The sequence below is a fragment of the Candidatus Flexifilum breve genome (genome assembly GCF_016713355.1).
This window is the reverse complement of the sequence record NZ_JADJPI010000015.1, coordinates 122,152-142,533: the sequence shown is the minus strand read 5'-3', so window position 1 is coordinate 142,533 and position 20,382 is coordinate 122,152. Positions and strand designations below refer to the sequence as shown.

General features: G+C 62.2%; 15 protein-coding genes. 6 read left to right on the top strand and 9 right to left on the bottom strand.

Features of this window, described 5'->3' with window-relative positions; genetic code table 11:
• Positions 1-55: 55 nt before the first annotated feature.
• The 7 genes from IPK17_RS14970 to IPK17_RS14940 form a co-directional block, all read right to left on the bottom strand.
• Positions 56-2,335 (bottom strand): glycoside hydrolase family 2 protein, encoded by a 2,280-nt coding sequence (locus tag IPK17_RS14970; protein WP_343418498.1) that lies wholly within the window; start codon positions 2,333-2,335, stop codon positions 56-58.
• A 128-nt stretch (positions 2,336-2,463) separates the two neighbouring features.
• The gene (locus IPK17_RS14965) at positions 2,464-2,904 is read right to left on the bottom strand and encodes an FAD-dependent oxidoreductase (protein WP_343418497.1); all 441 of its coding nucleotides are present in this window, start codon (positions 2,902-2,904) and stop codon (positions 2,464-2,466) included.
• Positions 2,905-2,922: 18 nt separating this feature from the next.
• The gene (locus IPK17_RS14960; protein WP_343418496.1) at positions 2,923-3,360 is read right to left on the bottom strand and encodes an NAD(P)/FAD-dependent oxidoreductase; all 438 of its coding nucleotides are present in this window, start codon (positions 3,358-3,360) and stop codon (positions 2,923-2,925) included.
• A gap of 157 nt (positions 3,361-3,517) precedes the next feature.
• On the bottom strand, positions 3,518-4,504 hold the full coding sequence (locus IPK17_RS14955; RefSeq protein WP_343418495.1) for an NAD(P)-dependent alcohol dehydrogenase: 987 nt from the start codon (positions 4,502-4,504) through the stop codon (positions 3,518-3,520).
• An 85-nt stretch (positions 4,505-4,589) separates the two neighbouring features.
• Positions 4,590-5,333, bottom strand: a complete 744-nt coding sequence (locus IPK17_RS14950; protein ID WP_343418494.1) for a DUF4386 domain-containing protein — start codon at positions 5,331-5,333, stop codon at positions 4,590-4,592.
• A gap of 57 nt (positions 5,334-5,390) precedes the next feature.
• Positions 5,391-5,630 carry a DUF8691 family protein gene (locus IPK17_RS14945; RefSeq protein ID WP_343418493.1) on the bottom strand — a complete coding sequence of 80 codons (240 nt, stop codon included), beginning with the start codon at positions 5,628-5,630 and terminating at the stop codon, positions 5,391-5,393.
• Positions 5,631-5,819: 189 nt separating this feature from the next.
• On the bottom strand, positions 5,820-8,558 hold the full coding sequence (locus IPK17_RS14940) for a winged helix-turn-helix domain-containing protein (protein ID WP_343418492.1): 2,739 nt from the start codon (positions 8,556-8,558) through the stop codon (positions 5,820-5,822).
• Positions 8,559-8,782: 224 nt separating this feature from the next.
• Here IPK17_RS14940 and IPK17_RS14935 point away from each other — a divergent pair, with 224 nt between their 5' ends.
• The 4 genes from IPK17_RS14935 (at position 8,783) to IPK17_RS14920 (ending at position 15,193) form a co-directional block, all read left to right on the top strand.
• Complete coding sequence (locus IPK17_RS14935) at positions 8,783-9,844, top strand: hypothetical protein (protein WP_343418491.1); 1,062 nt, start codon at positions 8,783-8,785, stop codon at positions 9,842-9,844.
• A gap of 525 nt (positions 9,845-10,369) precedes the next feature.
• Positions 10,370-12,271, top strand: coding sequence for a family 78 glycoside hydrolase catalytic domain (locus tag IPK17_RS14930; protein ID WP_343418490.1), 1,902 nt, complete (start codon positions 10,370-10,372; stop codon positions 12,269-12,271).
• Positions 12,168-13,106: an alpha-L-rhamnosidase-related protein gene (locus IPK17_RS14925; protein ID WP_343418574.1), complete on the top strand. Its 939-nt coding sequence runs from the start codon at positions 12,168-12,170 to the stop codon at positions 13,104-13,106. The genes IPK17_RS14930 and IPK17_RS14925 overlap by 104 nt, the downstream gene beginning before the upstream one ends.
• A gap of 374 nt (positions 13,107-13,480) precedes the next feature.
• A complete protein-coding gene (locus IPK17_RS14920; RefSeq protein WP_343418489.1) occupies positions 13,481-15,193 on the top strand; it encodes a glycerol-3-phosphate dehydrogenase/oxidase in 1,713 nt (570 codons plus the stop codon).
• A 317-nt stretch (positions 15,194-15,510) separates the two neighbouring features.
• On the opposite strand, the gene IPK17_RS14915 is transcribed toward IPK17_RS14920, so the two are convergent.
• On the bottom strand, positions 15,511-17,052 hold the full coding sequence (locus tag IPK17_RS14915) for a xylulokinase (protein WP_343418488.1): 1,542 nt from the start codon (positions 17,050-17,052) through the stop codon (positions 15,511-15,513).
• 176 nt (positions 17,053-17,228) lie between these two features.
• Here IPK17_RS14915 and IPK17_RS14910 point away from each other — a divergent pair, with 176 nt between their 5' ends.
• A complete protein-coding gene (locus IPK17_RS14910; RefSeq protein ID WP_343418487.1) occupies positions 17,229-17,690 on the top strand; it encodes a hypothetical protein in 462 nt (153 codons plus the stop codon).
• A gap of 68 nt (positions 17,691-17,758) precedes the next feature.
• Positions 17,759-18,232 (top strand): DinB family protein, encoded by a 474-nt coding sequence (locus IPK17_RS14905; RefSeq protein ID WP_343418486.1) that lies wholly within the window; start codon positions 17,759-17,761, stop codon positions 18,230-18,232.
• A 181-nt stretch (positions 18,233-18,413) separates the two neighbouring features.
• Here the strand turns inward: IPK17_RS14905 and IPK17_RS14900 are convergent, their stop codons facing one another.
• On the bottom strand, positions 18,414-20,294 hold the full coding sequence (locus tag IPK17_RS14900) for an endonuclease/exonuclease/phosphatase family protein (RefSeq protein ID WP_343418485.1): 1,881 nt from the start codon (positions 20,292-20,294) through the stop codon (positions 18,414-18,416).
• Between the last annotated feature and the right edge of the window lie 88 nt (positions 20,295-20,382).

Below are 20,382 nucleotides of genomic sequence, written 5' to 3'. Positions count from 1 at the left end.
TCACGAATTAGGGGAAGATGGAGTGCACACGGGGCACTCCATCTTTTCTCAGCGCTTAGCGGAGCACGAGATCGCCGATGGCGGCTAACTGCGCTAACCACGCGCTTGGCAGGTGCTGGCGCAGAATGCGCTCGGCTACCGCTTCCCGGAGCGCCACCGGAATCCGCTGCAGCAGGCGGTTGGCGTTCTGATCAACCAGACTGGGCGCATCCGCCCGGTCAAAGACCTTCGTGCCCAAATACGGATCGAATTTCCACGGATAGCCCCGCGGGCGGCGCTGCGGTGTGAACGGGTGTTGGTAGTCGTTCGCGCACAACACCTCTCCGTTCGCGCTGCGCACCGCCAATTCGATGCGCGCGCACTGCGCTGGCGGCACTGACCACGGCGCTGAGCGCACGCGCTGCGAGCGGTTTGCGGCAATCTCCCAGCGCATTGTCCCCTGTTCAACCGGCTCATCTGCGCTGTCAAACACCTGCCAGGTGATGGTGACGTCCGGGTAAGGGGCGGGCGTATCATTGAAGATCCACAGCGCGTGCGGCTGTCGTCCATCATGCTCCAGCGCGATGTGGAGCGGCTGTGAAGCCCGGCGCAGCGCGGCGTAACCGCCTTTGGGGATTCGACACGCATCCAGCACGCCGCAGCCCACCTGCGGGATGAGATCGACGAGCCAGAAATGGATGTAGCCGCCGCACCCGTCCGAGCGCAGGCGGCGCAGGTGCTCGACCTGATACTGGATGAGCGCCGCCTGATACGCCCACAGTTCGTCCACCTGCCCGACCAGATGCTGCAGGCGCTGCCACGCCTCCGGTTGGGTTCGCAGCGTGCAGAGTGCGGCGGGCGCTTCGAAACCAAATTCAGTGTGCAGACGCGAACGATGCCGGTAAATATCGGTGTAGCGCGAACTCCAGATCGCGCCGTAGTACGAGTGCGAGTCGCCGGAACGCTGCCAATCATCGTCCATCTGCCCGGAACATATCAAAACCGGACGCGTCGAGTCTTGTACTTGCGCATCAGCGTACAGCGCCGGATCGGGATGCTGCTCCAGGTTGTGCCGCCGCGCGAACAGCATAGTCGGCTCATTGTGGCACGCCCACGTGATGATCGACGGATGGTTGCCCAGTTGATCGATCATGTCACGCTGTAACGTCCGCGCGCGGCGCTCAAACTCCGGGGAAGGATCTTGAATCCAGTTCAGTTCAAAATCCTGCCAGACGAGCATGCCCTGCGCATCACACACGGCGTAGAATTCCGGCGGCGCCACGTGCACATGTGCGCGGAGCAGGTTGAGGTGCGCCGCCCGCGCGAGGTCGATGTCCTGCGCCAGCGTCGCTGCGCTGCACTGGGACAGATACAGCGCGGGCATGTAGGACGATCCGCGAATGTACACGGGGCGTTCGTTGAGCCAATACACGAAGTGCTGCGGGTGACGTTCCAGCCGAATAGTGCGAACCCCGAACCGTTCGCTGTGCATACTGATCGGCTGGCGGGTCTCGTCGAGGAGGGAGGCTTCTAATCGGTACAGATCCGGTGCGCCCTGATCCCAGCACCACCACAGGTGAACGTCGGGCAGGTGCAGCTGCTGGTCGATGGCGTGCGTTCCCGGCGGCAGCGTGACCGGGATGAGGCGACGCGCGCCTGCACCCGTGTGATTGTCGGCGGTGATAGTGAGGGCGAGCATCCCATGCCAGTCGACGGCGGTCGCATTGGTAAGGCGCAGGCGCACATCCACCTGCCCCGCGAGATCGGTGTGAATGCGCACATGATCGAGGCTGACGCCGCCGTCGAGGCTGAGCGACACGGGACGCCAGATGCCAATCGGGTTCACATCGGGCGGGATGACCCCCTCACCGTGTTCGTAATGGCCTTTCACCAGCCCACGCAGCACATGATCGGTGGGGTAGGTGCCGCCCGGATTGGGCGCGTCCCACGGCGAGCTGACGCGCACGGTGAGCAGGTTGGCGCCGGGTTCAATCAGCCGGGTGATGTCCACATCGAACGGGGCGAAGTGGCCTTCGTGCTGCCCCGCGCAGATGTGATTGACCCACACCTCGGCAAAGTAGTCCACACCCTCAAAATGCAGGCGCGCGCGTTCGAACGGCGCGTCGGGCACGGTGAAGGTGCGCTGGTAAATCCACGCGGACGCATTGAGGGCGCGCAGATGCGCCCCCCAATACGGGCGGTCAGGGTACAACAGCGGCTGTAAATGGCCGCATTCCGGAATAGTGTGCCACGAGTCGGTCAGTTGGTCAGGGGTGAAGGGGATGGTGAGTGGGACGGGTTGTAACTGCCATGGGCCGGTCAGGCGGAGAACGGAGACAGAATTGGGTCGGGACATAGACGCCTTGTCGCTGGGAGGGAGCACACTGCTCGCAGGCGCAAACGGGCGATTCTAGACCCAATTCAACATTTTTGCATGCGAACCTCCGCCACCGCATGAATGCAAGCCCCGGTCAACGACACGCCCTAGGCAAAATTCCGTTCGCAGAGTTCCGCATTGATCCCGTAGGCCGCTGCGGCTCCCTGCGCCACCGCGATAGCGACACTGCGCATTGGGGATGCGAGATCGCCCGCTGCGTAGACCCCGTCAATACTGGTGCGTCCCCGCAGATCAACCTGAACCAGGTCGGTCGCATTGAGGGTACACCCGAGCTCGCGCGCAAACGGCGCACGCTGGGTCGTCTTGGGGCGAATGAACAAGGCGTCGCAGGCTATCACCGTGCCATCAGCGAGACGAATTCCGTGGATCTGCGTGCCGGTGCTCTCCAGCGCGGCGATTGGTTGTTCAACCAGCCGTACCCCGGCACGCATGAGTTGATCGCGCTGCGTGACCGTTGGAGTCCACAGGCTGCCCGTGTACAAGGTGAGGTTCGCGGTGAGGTTGCGCAGCAGCTTAACCTGATGCATGGCGGTATCGTCTGCGCCCTAGACCGCCACGGTCTTCCCCCGGACTTCGTAACCATCACAGTAGGGGCAGTGAAACACGCTTTTCCCCCACAGTCCGTCGATGCCTGCCAACGCGGGCAGCTCGTCATGCAGTCCGGTAGCGAGCAAGACAATCCGTGCTTCCAGCTGCGAGCCATCCGAACTGGTGATCGCGAAGTCCGTGCCGCTCTTTTCAACGTGCAGTGCGGTGGCGGTTTTGAAAGCGACACTCGGGTACTGCCGCACCTGTTCCCGGGCAAGGGCGAGCAGGTCAGCGGGTGGTGTCCCGTCACGGGTCAAGAAGCCATGGGAGGCGTGCGAAAAGCGGTTGCACGGCTGCTGGTCATCAATGACGACGGTCTCCCGTAAGGAGCGGCCCAAGACGAGGGCGGCGCTTAAGCCCGCACTGCTCCCGCCGATAATCACGACACCTAACATGTGCTATCTCCAAAATGATACTAGGTATCAATTAGATGCGGGCGAGGTTCTATGTCTTACCAATGTCTAGCGGTACGTCGCAGCCGGAAAACGCAATCAGAAAGCGGAGAACCGATGCTCATCCGTTTCCTGATTGCGCGATCACGCTGCCCGGCAGTCAGCCCCGGCTGGGCTGCCCGACCGTGATGACGACGTTGCCCTTCTTGTGCCCCTGATCGACATAGCGGTGCGCTTCGACGATTTGCTCCAGCGGATAGCAGCGGTCAATTACGGGCTTGAGCTTCCCAGCTTCGATCAAGTCCTTGAGGTCGACGAGGGCTTCGGTCGACGGATAGGCGGTCTCGCCGATGAACGTCTTACCCGTGCGTCGGGCGGCCAGCTTCATTTGAATGAGTTCCGCGGGGCCGGCGACCGCTTGTAGGTACACTCCACCATCGTTGAGCACGCGCTCGCTCGCCGCCAGTGAGCTTGTGCCGACTGTGTCGAAAATGATGTCATAGGTAATCCCGAGGGTGGCGAAATCCTCTTTGGTGTAGTCGATGACGCGATCCGCGCCCAGAGAGCGCACGAGTTCGATGTTCCCCGTACTGCACACGGCAGTGACATCCGCGCCGAAGTGCTTGGCGATCTGCACCGCTGCTGTCCCCACGCTGCCCGACGCCCCGTAGATCAGCACGCGCTGCCCCCGGCGGATATTGCCGCGCTTCAGAAAATGCAGGGCGGTCACCGCGCCAAAGGGGAGGGCGGCGGCTTCTTCAAAGCTGACGTTCGCCGGTTTCAGCGTCACGGCCTGATCTTCGGAGACACAGGCGTATTCAGCATAGGCATTCAGCCGGGTGATGTCGTAGGCGTAGACCTGATCGCCCGGCTGAAAGCGGGTGACCGCGCTGCCCACCGCTTCGACGGTGCCCGCGATCACCATGCCGAGGATGGCTTTCTTGGGCTTGGTCAGGCCGAGCGTGAGCCGGGCGGGCAGCCAGAACGAGCGGGGCACGGTGAAGCTGCGCACTCGGGAGTCCCCGGCGGTGACGGTCGTCGCGTGGACTTTGACCAGGATTTGCTTGGCCTGCGGAACGGGTTTGGCGACTTCCTGAAGTTGAAGAACTTCGGGCGCTCCGTACTGGGTAGCGATCACTGCTTTCATGGGACGATCCTCCTTGGGGATCAAAACGCTGGACGGTTGGTGGAGAGGGTGGGAGGGGAACGCCCCTCCCGCAAAAGTCGATGAGTTAGGCGGCGCTCAGACGCTGATTGGTGGTCGCCGTCAGTTCGGGTTCGGGAGCTGCGGCGACTGACCGGAAGCCCTTGAAGATGAGCCACAGAGCGAGCGTGACTTCCCAGGCGAAAATCGGGATGACGACGAAGCCCCACTCTGCCGGAATGTGGGCGTCCCGAACGAAGAGCTGCACGGCATTCACGACGAAGATCAGCGGGCCGCCAACCAAGCCTAGAATGGGGATGAAGCGCGGGACGAGGTGCGACTTGTACATGAGATAGGCCATGAGCACCGTGTTCGTGCCGCAGACGAGGCCGGGGCCGAGCAGAAACGTCCAGTTGTGCAGCGCGACGAGCGCATTGCCGACGGTGACGAGCGCCCCGACATCCGCATCCGTGCCCGCCGTCTGGCGCAGCGTGATCAACGTCAGGAGCGGCACTACGCCGACCGCGATCACGGCGGCTTCGAGCGTGCGCAGCCCGACATAGCCGAGCGCCACCCCTTCGTTGTAACGCTTGACGACCGGGTAGAGCGCGACGGCGGTGCCGACCACGGCGAGGGCGAGGATGACTTCGAGGAATACGCCGAGCAAAATCTGCATTTCCGACCCCGACCCGAGGATGTAGTTCGGATTATTTTGGGCGGGTGTATACAACAGCGATCCGCCGACCGCGGTCACATGAGTGATGAGGAAGAGCACGCCGGTTGCGATGGCGGTCCTGCGGTGCATCGCTGCTGTCTGCTGATGAGCCTTCATGGCAAATACCTTTCTGTCTATGCTATTCAGATGCGATTGTGAAGTACTGCTGTTCAGTCATTCGCTGCGGGCGACCGAGATCAAGGGCAGGCCGAGATCCCGAATTTTGCGCAGCCAACCGTGTAACGCTGCCTGATCGATGTGCTCCCCGGTGAGCACGGTGTGCCCGTCGGCTTCGAGCGTGATGGTCAGCCCGGCGAACCGATCCGCCCACCGCGCATCAAGGTGTCCTTTGATGCGAATGGTGTAGCGACCGGGCTCGTCATAGCTGTCAGTGGGTGTGTGTGCGTCACTCATGCTGGGCCTCTTCCATCGTCCTCCTTCGAATTTCGTGCGGTTCAGGTCGGTCTGATTTCAAGATACAAGTCGATGTGGTGAGCCGTAATCACCACATGTGGTGATTTGTCCGGCACTGAGATGGTGAGGGAAATACAAACGGCCTGTGACGCGCGTCACAGGCCGGGGGAGTTGAGCAGACTGGGGTGGTTACAGCAGGTGGAGATCCTCGGCGCGGTGCAGTGCTGCCAAGCGATTGTTCGCGCCGAGCTTGGTGTAGATGTTCTTGGTGTGCGTGCGCAGCGTGTTCAGTGAGACCATGAGCTGATCGGCGATTTCCGGCCCGGTCAGGTCGGTGGCGAGCAGGCGCAGCACCTCCAGTTCGCGCTCGCTCAGCGGTTCGGTCAAGCCTGCCGGAGTCGGGACGATTTGGAGCACTGTGCCCGTCACATTCAGCAGCCGCTGGACGTAATCCGGGTGGATGCGGCGCTGCGCGGCTTCCTCCAGCAGGCGTGTCAGCGGTACGTTGGCGTCCACGAAGACGCGGACATAACCCTCTGGTTCGGCCAACGTCAGCGCGCGGGTGAGGGAGGTGAGCGCGGCGACAGTGTCGCCGTGCAGATGGTGCGCCCCGGCTTGCAGCACCAGCAGTTCGATCAGGCTGCCCATCCGGTTGCCGGCTTGCGCGGCAGCGATCAGCCGCTCAAGGAAGCGCAGGGTGTCCGGCAGCGACGGATCGGCGCGGTGGTCACTGGCTTGAGCCAGCTGAATCCGCGCCAGCGTGCTGTGTTCATACTCGCGCAGGTAGCTGAGTTCATCGTCAATCGTCAGCTGGTGATCGCGCGCCCAGCCGAGCGCGGCGCTGAGGTTCCCCTGAGCGAGCCACAGCCGCGCGCGCTGCGCCGGGATCGGGCGCACATTCGGGAAGAAGTCATGCTCAACCAGACGTTCGGCCTCATCCAGCAGGGTGAGCGCGCCGTCGAGATCGCCCTCGGCAGCGTGAATGCGCGCCTGCGCTGCCCGCCAGCGGTAGCGGTTTTGCGGCAGTCCGGCGAATTCGCCGAGCGCCTGACTGTGCGTCAAGTGCTGCGCGGCCGCGGCCAGATCGCCCTGTTCGTAGTGGATCTGACTCAAGCCGACGTGCATATCGGCAGTGCCGCGCAGCACCGCCCCGTTCGTGGTTGCAAGCTGCAAGCCACGCTCCAACAGGTGAGCGGCGGCGCGCAGATGACCTTGGGTGCTGTGGATGTCGGCCAGCGCGATGACAATGCCGAGCATGTCCGAGAGATAGCCGATCTGTTCCAACTGCGCCATGCTTTCAACGCATGCGGGCCGCGCCGCATCCAGATCCCCTTGCGTCCAGTAGGCGAGCGCGAGCAGACCGGCCGCCGCGCCACGGGGCAGGTGATCGTCGGTGTGTACCAGTGTGGGGATGCGGTTAGCATGGTAGATCGTATCGCTCACCCGGCCTTGATACAGCGCCGTGGCGGCACGATACATGGCAATGGCGCTCGGCAGCCGATCAAATTCAGCTTCGTCGACGATCACCAGTTCGGCGGCGGTTTCCGGATGCGCCGTAAGCCGTTCGAGGCAGAGTTCGGCAGCGCGCAGGCGGATGTCAACGCCATCCAGCCGCCCGCTCTGCAAGAGCGTCCCGGCATAGTGCACGCTGAGCACAGGCCGGGCTGGGAAGATGTTCTCGGGGAGCGCTTGCAGCCAAGTGAGCAGCAGCGCTTCCTGACGGGTGCGGCGCAGGTGCGGCACCACCCGTTCGATCAGAGCAGCCGCGCGCTCAACATCTCTGGCGAGCAGCGCATGGTGAATCGCCGCGTTGGGCAGGGCATTCTGCTCGTACCACACGCTCGCGCGGTGATGCAGCCCGGCGATCTGATCCGGCTGTTCAGCGCGCAAATGCGCCCTCAGCACATCGGCGAACAGGTGGTGATAGCGATACCACTGGCGTTGATCATCGAGGGGGACGATCAGGAAGTTGCCGCGCTCCAGGGCGGCCAGGCGCTCCGCGCTTTCGGGCTGTCCGGTGACGGCGGCGCACAGCGGCGCATTGAAGCGGTCGAGAAGCGCCGTTTGCAGCAGGAAGCGCCGCACGGCTGGGGGCTGCCGTTCAAGAATTTCCGCGACCAAGTAATCGACGATGTAGCGGTGATCCCCGGCGAAGGCGCGGATGAACCCGGCGGTATCGGTCTCGCCTTGCAGCGACAGCGCCGCCAACTGCAGTCCGGCGATCCAGCCCTCGGTGCGGTTTTCCAGCGCGGCGATATCGGCGGCGGACAGGTGAAGTCCCATCGCCTGCTGGAGAAAATCGGCAGCTTCCTCCGGGGTGAAGCGCAGGTCTTTCGCGCGTAGTTCGGTCAACTCGGCGCGTGCTCGCAGGCGCGCCAGCGGCAGATCCGGGTCTTCGCGCGTGGTGATGACCAGATGCAAGTGCGGCGGCAGATGTTCCAGCAGAAACGTGAGCGCCGCGTCAACTGGCTGCGAATCGGCCAGATGATAGTCGTCAAGGATGAGGATGATCGGGGCGGTCAAGGGCGCCAAGTCGTTGAGCAGCGCCGTCAACAGCGCCTCGGTCGGTGGGGGTGGCTGAGTTTGCAGGAGCGGGAGCAAAGCCGCGCCCACCGTGGGCGCGCAGGTCTGCACCGCGGCGATCAAGTAGGTGAGGAAACGCAGCACATCGTGATCGTCTTCTTCCAGCGCGAGCCACGCGGCGGCGACCCGCGGCTCACGCTGCGCACACGCGGCGACCCACGCGCTGATCAGCGTGGTTTTGCCGAAGCCTGCCGGGGCGGAGATCAACGTGAGTTTGCGACGCAGTCCTTCATCCAACCGCGCGAACAGCCGCGAACGCACGACCAGATTCGGTCGCGGCGGCGGCCGGTACAATTTCGTGGTCAGCAGCGGCGCTAAGGCGGTGGATGATGACTGTTCGGACATACCGGTTTGGCTCTTCTGGCAGCACAGGCGCCTGCATGATTAGAATTTCTATAGACATTACATTTTAGTTGCAATTGCCGCTTTTGTAAAACATACACTCCACTCACCGCCGATTAGGCCGATGGTACGTGGAGGCGCTAGTGCGAGAAATAGAAAGCCGGGTTATCCTCCTCCAGCGTGGCGGTCATAAGCCGGACGAGGATGAATAGGAAAGGAATCGCGTGATGGCCGATAAAGTCTTTCAAGTGATTGTGGTCGCGCTGAATGTGCGGAGCGCCCCCGGTCTCGACAGTCGCTATATCCTGCCCAATGTGCAGCTGCGTTCCGGTCAGAAAGTCATCGTCGACGCGAACTCGCGCACCGAAAAAGACGGCATCATCTGGTGGCGGCACAGTGCCGGATGGTCAGCCGAGCGGCGCGTCGACAACCGCACGATCTACATGACGCCAGTGAATGTCACTCCGCCGCCCCCACCCCCGCCGCCGCCGAACACGACGACGTTCTATGTGGTCGAACCGATCCTGAACATTCGCGCGAGCGCCAGCACCGCCGCGCCGGTTACGGGCGTGCTCTATCTCGGGCAGCAGATCACGGCGGAGACCAACTCGCGAACGGTTGTCGGGGGCAACGTGTTCTGGAAACACAGCCGCGGCTGGTCTGCCGAACGCAACACCATCACCAATCAGGTGTACATGACGACGGTGAAACCGGGCGTGCCCGGCATCGGGTTTGGCTTTGAGCGGCTCCCGTTGGGCTTCGAGTACATCAACAAGGTGTTTTACTTCGGGAACACGCAGTTCGCGTGGGATTACGGCGCTCAGAACAACTACAACGGCTACAGTCAGGGACTGCACGGCGGGCTGGATTTGGAGCACACGGGCGGCGCGCCCGTAGTCGCCGGGGTACGCGGCATCTTCGATGGGCCGGGTTCGGCGTTTCCGCCCAACCGCGTCGATGTGCTCGTGGGGAAGTATCGCATCATCTACGGGCATCTTGCCAAGCCGAATCGCACGCTGCAGCGCGGCGCGACCGTCATGCCGACGACGCAGCTCGGCGAGATCGACTTCAAGGAACAGCATGTGCACATCGAGATTCGCATGGGGATTTACATCCTCAATCCGCTGCTGTTCATGTCCGACGCGCTAGTCAATCAATTGGTGACGCGCTTCCCGCCAGCGGGGGATACGCGCTTCTACAGCAGTCCGACGTTCAAGCAGTGGCAAACGCCGCTGGATCAGCCCGTGATTCGTCTGGCCGGGCCGATCATCGGGCCGAAAGCGATCTAGCCAGAGCCAGCCTCACCCCCAGCCCCTCTCCTCCAGGAGAGGGGGCCAGCCAAAGCGTTTAGGACGAGGCATGAGGTCATTTCAGAATCGGCACTTTGTCTAACCTCACCCTGTTTCGCTTCGCTCAACCGCCCCTCTCCAGAGGGCGAGGGGCAAAAGCACGGCAGATCGCGTCCCTCTCCCCACGGAGAGGGACGGCTTGCGCAGCAAGCAGGGTGAGGTTGAGAATTTTCGCTAATTGTGAAATATGCTCTGCCTCGTCCCTACACAAACGCGCCGGTCGGTCTCCCTTCCCTGAATTCGGGGTGGGGACGGACTGCAGACGCGATCTATAGTGTCCGCTCTCCAAACTGTCGAGGGCGAAAACCAGGCTTTTCCCCGTAAGAATGCCATTTGTACGAATCAGCTTAATCGTGTAAATTTGATTGCGGCGTGGCGCGGAACAGGTCGTGCCATTCACTGCTCCCAGCAGAGAGAGCAGCAAAAAGTGCGCGAAAAATGGTTCAACTTTAGAAGAGGATCGGCATGACGCTCATTACGCATTTGACGACTGAATATCGTGACAACCCCCTCGGTCTTGATATCACCCATCCGCGGTTAGCGTGGCGCTTGACGACCGAGCGCGCCGGTGCGCGGCAGACCGCTTATCGCGTGATCGCCGCCAGCCAACCGGAACTCTTGCGCTCCGAACAGCCGGATGTGTGGGACAGCGGACAGGTCGCCTCGGATCAGTCGGTGCATGTGGTGTATGCGGGCGCGCCGCTCCAGTCGCGACAGCGCGTGTACTGGCAGGTGACCGTGTGGGATGAACTCGGCGCGATTTCGCAGAGTGAAACCGCATGGTTTGAACTCGGCTTGTTCAAGGCGGACGATTGGCAGGCGCAGTGGATCGGCGCGGCGTTCGCTGGTGGGGCGCGCAGCACCTTTCCCGTACCGTATGTGCGCAAGCACTTTTCGCTGCCTGCCGACGTGGTCACGGCGCGGCTGTATGTCACAGCGCTTGGGGTCTTCGAATGTTCGCTCAATGGGCAGACGGTCGGCGCGGATGTGTTTGCACCCGGCTGGACAGATTATCACAAGCGTGTGCAGTACCTCACGTATGATGTGACTTCCCTGCTCCAGCGCGGCGACAATGTGCTCGGCGCGGCGCTCGGCGATGGATGGGCAGTCGGGTATCTCGGCTGGCTGCACCGCCAGAATTACGTGGATCGTCCGCAGCTGCTGGCGCAGCTTGAAGTCACGCTGGCGGATGGCAGTACGCAGACAATTGTGTCGGATGGCTCGTGGTTGCACCAGTTCGGGCCGATCACGCACAGCGACTTCCTCGCTGGAGAAGCCTATGATGCGCGCCGCGAAATTCCCGGTTGGGATACGTCCGCGTTTAATTCGGTGGGCTGGCTGCCTGTCGCGACGTTCACGCATCCTGAGGTGCGCGTGGTCGCGCTCAACGGGCCGACGGTCAAGCGCATTCAGGAACTCGCGCCCGTGCAGGTGATCAACCGGGCGACGATGGGGCGCAAACGCCATCTGTTCGACATGGGGCAGAATATGGTCGGACGCGTGCGTTTCAAGGGAGCGGGCAAGGCGGGATCGACTATCACTATCCGCTTCGCGGAAGTCCTCAACGCGGATGGATCGCCGTACTACACCAATCTGCGTTCCGCCCACGCGACCGATTACTACACGTTCAAGGGTGAAGGCGTGGAAGTCTGGGAGTCGCAGTTCACCTTCCACGGCTTCCGCTATGTAGAAATTGAAGGCGATCCCGGTCCGGTCACGGCGGAGACGATCACCGGGATTGTGCTGCATTCCGAGATGGCGCAGACCGGGACGTTCGAATGCTCCGATCCGCTGCTCAACCAACTGCAAAAGAATATCCTGTGGGGGCAGAAGGGTAACTTCGTCGATGTGCCGACCGACTGCCCGCAGCGCGATGAACGCCTCGGCTGGACGGGCGATATTCAGGTCTTTGTGCGGACGGCGGCTTTCAACATGAATGTCGCGGGCTTCATGACCAAGTGGGCGCACGATGTCACCGACGCGCAAAACGCCGACGGTTCTGTGCCCGCCGTCGTACCCTATGCGGCGGATGTGCCGACCGATGGCGGCCCGGCGTGGGCGGACGCGGCGATCATCTGCCCGTGGACGATCTACCTGTGCTATGGCGACACGCGCATCCTCGAACAGAGCTACGCGACCATGGCGCGCTTCATGGAGTTCCTGCTGGCGAATAGCCCCCGGTCACGTGCGCTGCGCGCCGGATTGGGAAGGCTGGCCGGGCTTCGGCGATTGGCTGTCGATCAATGCCAGCACGCCGCGCGACCTGCTCGGCACAGCGTTTCTCGCCTACGACGCCAGTCTGATGGCGCAAATTGCGGCGATCCTCGGCAAAGCGGACGACGCGGCGCGCTATCAGCAGTTGTTTGAAGAAGTCAAAGCGGTATTTGCCAGCCGCTATCTCGTCGGCAGTCACATTCCGGTTGTTCCGGTTGTACCGTCCGAGGCACGCCGACTGATGGACGAGGCCGATACGCTCTCCCGCGGGACGCTGCGACAGGTCGATTACGGCACGATCACGTCGGAGGTGTTCAACGCCGATTTGTTCACGCCCACGCAGACGGCCTATGTGCTGGCGCTGCACTTCAACCTGCTGCCGGACGAACTGCGGCCGCTGGCGGCGCAAGAACTCACCGTCGATCTGGCGCGGCGCGGCATGCACCTTTCGACTGGGTTTGTCGGCTCGCCGTACCTGAATCATGTGCTGAGCAGCAACGGCCAACTGGACGCGGCCTATGATCTGCTCAACCAGAAGAGCTGGCCGTCGTGGCTGTACGCGGTCACGCAGGGCGCGACCACCATCTGGGAACGCTGGGACGGCTGGACGGAAGAGAGCGGTTTCCAGACGCCGGATATGAATTCGTTCAATCATTACGCCTATGGTGCGATTGGCGCGTGGCTGTACAGCACGGTCGCGGGCATTGATGTCGACCCGGCGGCGGCGGGCTACAAACATGTGCTCCTGCGCCCGCAGCCCGGCGGCGGGCTGACGCACGCCCAAGCGACGCTCGACACGCTGTACGGAAAGCTGATTTCCGGGTGGACGCTGGCGGACGGTGTGTTCACGTACACGATCACCGTGCCGCCAAATACGAGCGCAACGGTTACACTCCCCTGTGACGGTCAGATCACGCTGAACGGGCAGCCGGTCAGCGGGTTGATGCACGAAGTCGGCGCGGGCACGTATCAGTTCGTGGTGGCGTAGATTACCTCACTCCCCTCTGCGAAAAGAGGCGAGGGGAGCCAACAGTACCCGCCAAACCGAGTTTGGTTTCGTAGGGGCGCGATAAATCGCGTCCGCCGCTGCCGACCCCACCCCCGGCCCCTCCCCGAATTCAGGGAGGGGAGCCAACAATGCTCGCCAAATCGAGTTTGGGTTCGTAGGGACGAGGCGTGAGCGTATTTCATAATTGCTGGAAATGCTCAACCTCACCCCAACCCCTTTCCTAGAGGAGAGGGGCTATTTGCACTTTGATGGTACGGCTCGTGGGCTGATCCGGGCGGCGGGCTATGGTAAGATCACCGTGACGATTGGCCGCGCTCTTCTGACTGGCCGCGGCTCCTGCGCTGGGTGATCTCATGTTACGAACAGACCTACTTGAACAACTCCGCAAAAATCCCGCTGTGTCGGTGTTGATCATCGGCGGCGGTATCAACGGCATCGGTGTGCTGCGCGATCTCGCGCTGCAAGGCGTCGATGCCTTACTGGTCGAGAAGTCGGATTTTTGTGCCGGGACGAGTGCCGCTTCCGGGCGCGTCGCGCATGGCGGCATCCGCTATCTCGAAAATGGCGAGTTCCGGCTGGTGCGCGAAGCTCTGCATGAACGCAACCGTCTGCTTGTCAACGCGCCGCACTGCGTCGAACCGCTGCCGATCACGATGCCCGCCTACAGTTGGATGAAAGGCTTCTTTCACGCCGCGAGTCAATTCCTGCGGCTGAAAAGCCGCCCCGGCGACCGCGGCGCGGTCGTGCTGAAGATCGGTATGGCGCTGTATGATGCGTATTCCGGCAAGGGCGCACTACCGCTGCACCGCTTTGTCAGCCGCAAGCAGGCGCTCGCCGAACGCCCCGGCCTCAACCCGAAGATCAAGTGCGTCGCCGTGTACTACGACGCCAAAATCCTGTACCCGGAACGCCTGTGCCTCGAACTGATTCTCGACGCCGAACGCTCGTCACCGGGGGCGCGCGCGCTGAATTATGTATCGGTCGCCAGTGCGCACGGCGATACGGTCACGCTGCGCGACGAACTGACGGGCGCAACCATTGAGGTCAAACCGCAGATCGTTGTCAATGCGACTGGTGCGTGGATCGATCTGGCGAAGAGCGCCATGCACCGCCCCAGTCACCTGATCGGCGGGACGAAGGGATCGCACCTCGTGGTCGATCACCCGGAACTGCATAAGCTGTGTCAGGGGCATATGCTGTTCTATGTCAACACGGACGCGCGCATCTGCATTTTCTATCCGCTCGGGCACCGGGTGCTGATCGGCACGACCGATATTCCTGCCGATGATCCCGACTCGGTGATCTGCACCGAGGACGAGACCGACTATCTGCTCAAGTCGGTGCAGCACGTCTTCCCCGATCTCAAGCTGGAGCGGTCGCAGATCGTCTACACCTTTTCCGGCATTCGACCGCTGCCGCGCAGCGACGCGCTCACCACGGGACAGATCAGCCGTGATCACAGCGATACGATTTTGCCGCCCGGCGACGGCCTGAACTTCGCGATTCACAATCTGGTCGGCGGCAAATGGACGACCTATCGCGCGTTTGCGGAACAGGTGACAGATCGGCTGTTGGGCGAGCTCGGTCGCCAGCGCAGCGCGGATACGCGGTCGCTGCCCGTCGGCGGCGGGCGTGACTTCCCGACGACGGAGAGCGCCCGCGCCGCGTGGTTCAAGCAGGTGACGCGCGCGACTGGTCAGCCCGCCGCGCGGCTCACGCAGTTGTTGGAACGCTACGGCACGCGCGCCGACGAGATCGCGATTTTCTGCGGCATTGACGCGGATGCGCCGCTGCAAAATCACAGCGGGTATACGCACCGCGAAATTCTGTTCCTCGCCCAGCACGAGCGCGTCGAACGGCTGGATGACGTGATTTTGCGCCGTACGATGATCGGCATGCTGGGCGAGACGACGATCCCGCTGTTGGAAGAGGTGGCGGCGATCATGGCGGGGGCGCTCGGCTGGTCAGCGGAGCGGCGTATGCAGGAAGTCGACCGCGTCGTCGACCTCATCCGCGCGAAGAACAAGATTGATTTGCGGATGAATCCGCCGCAGTACGTGGGGTAAAGCAACCTCACCCCAGCCCTGTCAGGGGTAGGTTTTTAATGTTTCCCACTGGAACGCGGAGTTCTTTCGCCAAAACCCCTGTAGGGACGAGGCATGCCTCGTCCTGTTTTCCTCTGGATTGGACAAAAAGCCTGTGTTCCGTGAACGCAAAAGTTCGCTTTAGCAAATCGGGTTACGGCCGTGTTGGCACACGAGGACGAGGCATGCCTCGTCCCTACAATTGAAAACCTACCCCTGTCAGCACCCCCGGCCCCTCTCCGAGCGGAGAGGGGAGACAGGCAAAGCTCTTAAGTCCCCTCGCCCTTGGGAGAGGGGATTTAGGGGTGAGGTTCAGTCCCGAATACCGCCGCGGCGCGGATGAAATCGGCGCGCAGATGCTGCGACAGGTCGCGGTACAGGGCGTAAATGTCGCTGTAGCGGGCGTGACGCTGTGTGTTCGGTTCGAAAACGCGTTCAATGCGCACGGTGTCGCGTACCATTGAGGCGAGATCGGGGATCAGCCCTGCGCCGAGCGCGACGAGCAGCGCAGCGCCGAAGGGCGCGCCTCCGGCGGCCTGTGGCAGCGCGACCGGGACGCCGAGCACATCCGCTTTGATCTGACACCACAGCGCACTTTTCGCCCCACCACCCACCGAACGCAGTTCATGTAGTTCTGCACCGGCTGCACGTGCCGTCTCGACGTTGTGGCGCAGGGCGAAGCTCGTGCCTTCAAGGATCGCGCGGATGAGCGCGGCGCGGGGCGTGGCCAGCGTCAGGCCGAAGAACACACCGCGCGCTTCGGTCAGCCACAACGGCGACCGTTCGCCGAGCAGATACGGCAGGAAGATCAGGCCGCCGCTCCCCGGCGCGACCACTTCAGCCTGTTCTGTCAGTAGATCGAAGACGTCCCGATCCAGACGTGAGGCTGTGGCCACTTCTTCCGACCCCAACGTATCGCGAAACCACTTGAGCGCTGCGCCGCTGGCAACCGTTGCGCCGATCAGCAGGTGTTGACCGGGGACGACGTGCGGAATCGAAATCAGCGCCGGATCGGTGATGCCTTGAGCGTTTGGCATGAGCAGCACGGTCGAGGTGCCCGTCATCTCCGCCGCCGTGCCCGGCACAATTGCGCCCGCTTCGAGCGCCGCCGCCGTCCCGTCAATCGAGCCGGTCATGACCCATGTGCCGGGTCGCAGTCCGGTTGCAAGTGCGGCGGTCGCCGTGACTTCCCCGATGATCTGATGCCCCGCCGAGATCGGCGGGAACTGCGCCGGGTCGAGGCCGCACAGCGCCAGTAGATCCCGCGACCAGGTGCCTGTCGCCCGGTCTTGCAGACCCATGAGCGCGGCGTGCGCGGGGTCGAGGCTGTAGACACCCGCCAACCGGTAAGCGATGTAGCCGTTCACCTGTAGGAACTGATGCGTCCGTGCAAGCAAATGGGCTTCGTGCTGCTGGAACCAGCGGAATTTGGCGGCGAGGAAGAAGCTGTCCGCGCGGTTGCCCGTCACCGCGAAGATCGTCTCCGCGCCGAGCGCTTGCTTGAGCTGCTCGACCTGCGCGTCAGCGCGGCGATCCATCCAGATCAGCGCGGGGCGCAGCGGCTGACCGTTTCGATCCAGCGGCAGCAGCGTGGGCGCTTGCGAACTGATCGCGAGGCCGATCACGCGGTCGGCGGCGTCGGGGACGGCGGTCAGCGCCTGCCGGATGGCGCGGCACACGGCCTGCCACCAATCCTCCGGTGATTGTTCCGCGGCGTTGAGGAACGGCGTCGCCAGCGGGTAATCGGCTTGACCAAGGGCCTGCAAACGACCATCCAGCGTGAACAGGACCGCTTTGGCGGCGGTCGTGCCGACATCAATGCCCAGCAGCAGGTCGCGCATCGGATTTCCCCGGATGGTCAGTGTGATGGTGGAGTATAACGAAAGAGCCGAATACGGCGTGTAACATCAGAATGCTAGGACGGGACTCAATTGAGATAGTAAGCTGAGCTAATACAGCGCATTCACTATAAAATCAAGATCAGTGGTCATCATACACTTCTCAGTGGATCGCAAACATGTCGAATCGTACCATCCTACAATTCACAAGTACTTTGTTGAAAATCTGTGCCGTTCTGGCCTTCGTGTTTGTGTTTTTGGCACGTTTTCTGTGGGAAACCAATTACTACCTGACTCTCCCGTCTCCCTCTGTCGCAAACTGGGGAGTAGCGCTGCCGTCGTACGCCGAAAATCGGTTGCGCGATCTTCTCTTGGTTCTGTTAGCATTTGGCGTCGCAAAGGTCATTGATTTACTGTTAGCCATGACTGATGATGTGCGCGATGTCGCAGCATTTATTCAGCAAGTGCGCAAGAAGCAGTTGAAACAACAGGTGCAGAAGCAAGAAGAATTACCCCATTCCCCTGATGGTGCGACCGCGTGGAAACCTAAGTTTCGCGGCTTTCGGGTGAACAGTGCTGGACGTATCCCGAAGTATGATCCGCTTGACCAATTATTCCGAGACAAGTACGACGGCAGCTAGGTAAGTTGCGAATAATGCCTGAGGCGTCTATAACATCTCGAATTGATGGTCAACTGGAGCACACAAGTATGTCTGATGAACACGTTCGCGCGCAGTTGGTCAACCTGCTGACGGTGCGACAGGCTCACATGTCGCTGGAAGATGCCGTCAAAGGCTTCCCGCTGGAGCACATTAACGCCAAACCGCCGGGCGTCGAGTACACGTTCTGGCACCTGCTGGAGCATTTGCGCATCGCCCAGTGGGACATCCTCGACTACATCCGCAACCCGCAGTACAAGGCGATCGCGTGGCCGCGTGATTACTGGCCCGCGCCGGATGCGATTACCGAAGCGGGCGGCTGGTTGCAGACAATCGAGCAGTTTCTGGCGGATCGGGCGGCGCTGGTAGCCCTCGTGCGCGACCCGCAAACCGACCTGTACGCGCCGATCCCCCATGGCGAAGATGGGCATACGGTTCTGCGCGAAATCCTCCTCGTCGCGGATCACAATGCCTATCACATTGGTGAATTTGGCATTCTGCGTCAGGTCATGGGGTTGTGGTAAAGATCGACCCCACCCCCATCCCCTCCCCGAATTCAGGGAGGGGAGACAGATAACCGCTCACTATATCAAATGCGTTGTCGTAGGGACGCGATTCATCGCGTCCGTCGCTTCCGACTTCATCCCCCAGCCCCTCTCCTCTTTTCGGAGAGGGGGAGTTGCGCGCAGCGAAACGGGGTGAGGTTTAGCGCGTGATTACGGTGACGGCCAGTGGCAGGTGATCGGACGCCTGCGTCTGCGGGATGACGAAATCGGCAAAGCTGAGTTCGGCTGTGGCGTAGATGTAGTCGATGCGCTCATATTGATCGACCGAGCTGAAGGTGAGGGCCGCCGGATCGCCCGCGACATCCTGCGCGCTGGTCAAGCCCGCCGCCGCGAACATGGCCGTGTCGGCGTCTTCGGGATGCGCGTTCATATCGCCGCTGATCAGCGTGTAGGGGGCGTTGTTCCAGTTGGCGAGCAGCGCTTCGACCTGCGGGATGCGCGATTCAGTGGTCGCATAGGCGGACAGGTGCGTGTTGATCACGTTGAGCGTGCGCCCCTCGCCGAGATCGAGCGTCGCGCGGATCAAAGCGCGACCGAGCGGCACATCCTTGAGCGGCAGACGCTCCCACGACCAGTCGACGATCGGCAGGCGCGACAGGATCATGTTGCCGAACTGGTAGTCATGCCCCGGCGCATAGACGAACGGCATATTCAGGCGGCGCGACAGCCATTCGGCATTGTCGACGCTCCCGGCGATCAGCCAGCCGCGGCTGATCTCCTGCAGGTTGACGAGCGCCGGGTTCTGCGCTTCGATCACTTGTGCCACCGCTTCTAAATCCACCCACCCCCAGTAGCTGATCCCCTGATGGATGTTGTAATTGACCATGCGGAAGCTGTCGGTGTTCTCGGTCGAGGTCGGCAGCGTCGGGCGCGTCACGTAGAGCGCCAGCGGCACGATCAACAGGGCGGCGGGCACGGCGAGTAAGCGCCAGTTGGGGGATTTGCTGGTCGACGGGACAGCCGGAGTAAACGCGGCCAGCAGCATGGCGATCCCGGCGACGGGCGGCAGCAGCGTATAAGTGAACGGCAGCGTGATCAAGCCGCTGATGTAATAGAGGATGGTCAGCAGGGCGAAGAGCAGGCTGCCGAGGCTGACGGCGGTCGTCGTGCGGCTGATGCCCGTACGCGGGGCGGCATTGGTCAGCCCGCCGAGCATGGACGGGAGCAGGCCGAGGGCGATCCCCTGTCCGACGATCACCAGTACGACGACGAGCAAACCGCTCATGATGGGCAGCAGCGCCGCCGCAACCGTGAGGATTAGTACGCCGATCACGCGGACGATGACGGACTGCGCCGGGAACCAGTCGAGCATCCACAGGCCGAGCGCGTTCCCGATCAGCACGACGACGAGGCCGACTTCCAGCGAGGTCAATCCGGAGGAAGTCACGAAGGCCATGTTTTGCAGGAACAGCAGTTCCAACATAAAGAATGCGCCAAGCGCGATCAACGGGCGCACTGCGCCGAACGACGGTTCTTGATCCGGGTGCGCTTCACCGCGGAGCTGCCACAGCGCGACCAATGCCAAACCGCTGACGACGAGCGCGGTGATCAGCGGGACGATGCCCGGCTGCCACACGTAATCCCACGTGAGGAACGCGCCATGCACAGCGATTTCGAGGATCAAGCCGAGTACGATGCCCTGCGCGAAGACTTTGCGGCGCGCGGCGTCGGTCGAACTGAGCCAATGCAGCGCCGCGACGAGCACGATCAGCGCGAGGACGATAGCGAGACCCGCGAAAATCATGTTGGCGTTGATATCCCGCGAGATCTGCATGATCAGGCGGACGATGGCGAGGCCACCCACGCCGACGAGCAGTAGATTGCGCGGGCTGGTCAGCCTAGCGAGCAGCAGCACGAGGAACGGCGACAGAAAGACGAACAACGCGGGGACGGCGGCGAGCGTCTGCCCGAAGCGTTCGCCAAAGGCGTAGACCAGTGTGTTGACGAACACGCGCACGACCTGCACCCCCATGAGGATGCTCAGAGCCACCAAGATCAGCAACCACAGATTTTTTCGCATCAAGTTTTTTCCTAAAGGTGAGCCGCCAAGATGCGCCGATTCTACATCGGTGCGGGAACTATGCACGAACGCGAACGTTTTGCCCGCC

What these genes read in the sequence shown, in the direction of transcription:
- IPK17_RS14930 (WP_343418490.1), top strand. Translation starts at nt 10,370, where the DNA reads ATGACGCTCATTACGCATTTGACGACTGAATATCGTGACAACCCCCTC.
- IPK17_RS14960 (WP_343418496.1), bottom strand. Translation starts at nt 3,360, where the DNA reads ATGTTAGGTGTCGTGATTATCGGCGGGAGCAGTGCGGGCTTAAGCGCC.
- IPK17_RS14965 (WP_343418497.1), bottom strand. Translation starts at nt 2,904, where the DNA reads ATGCATCAGGTTAAGCTGCTGCGCAACCTCACCGCGAACCTCACCTTG.
- IPK17_RS14940 (WP_343418492.1), bottom strand. Translation starts at nt 8,558, where the DNA reads ATGTCCGAACAGTCATCATCCACCGCCTTAGCGCCGCTGCTGACCACG.
- IPK17_RS14970 (WP_343418498.1), bottom strand. Translation starts at nt 2,335, where the DNA reads ATGTCCCGACCCAATTCTGTCTCCGTTCTCCGCCTGACCGGCCCATGG.
- IPK17_RS14920 (WP_343418489.1), top strand. Translation starts at nt 13,481, where the DNA reads ATGTTACGAACAGACCTACTTGAACAACTCCGCAAAAATCCCGCTGTG.
- IPK17_RS14950 (WP_343418494.1), bottom strand. Translation starts at nt 5,333, where the DNA reads ATGAAGGCTCATCAGCAGACAGCAGCGATGCACCGCAGGACCGCCATC.
- IPK17_RS14900 (WP_343418485.1), bottom strand. Translation starts at nt 20,294, where the DNA reads ATGCGAAAAAATCTGTGGTTGCTGATCTTGGTGGCTCTGAGCATCCTC.
- IPK17_RS14915 (WP_343418488.1), bottom strand. Translation starts at nt 17,052, where the DNA reads ATGCGCGACCTGCTGCTGGGCATTGATGTCGGCACGACCGCCGCCAAA.
- IPK17_RS14955 (WP_343418495.1), bottom strand. Translation starts at nt 4,504, where the DNA reads ATGAAAGCAGTGATCGCTACCCAGTACGGAGCGCCCGAAGTTCTTCAA.
- IPK17_RS14905 (WP_343418486.1), top strand. Translation starts at nt 17,759, where the DNA reads ATGTCTGATGAACACGTTCGCGCGCAGTTGGTCAACCTGCTGACGGTG.
- IPK17_RS14945 (WP_343418493.1), bottom strand. Translation starts at nt 5,630, where the DNA reads ATGAGTGACGCACACACACCCACTGACAGCTATGACGAGCCCGGTCGC.
- IPK17_RS14910 (WP_343418487.1), top strand. Translation starts at nt 17,229, where the DNA reads ATGTCGAATCGTACCATCCTACAATTCACAAGTACTTTGTTGAAAATC.
- IPK17_RS14935 (WP_343418491.1), top strand. Translation starts at nt 8,783, where the DNA reads ATGGCCGATAAAGTCTTTCAAGTGATTGTGGTCGCGCTGAATGTGCGG.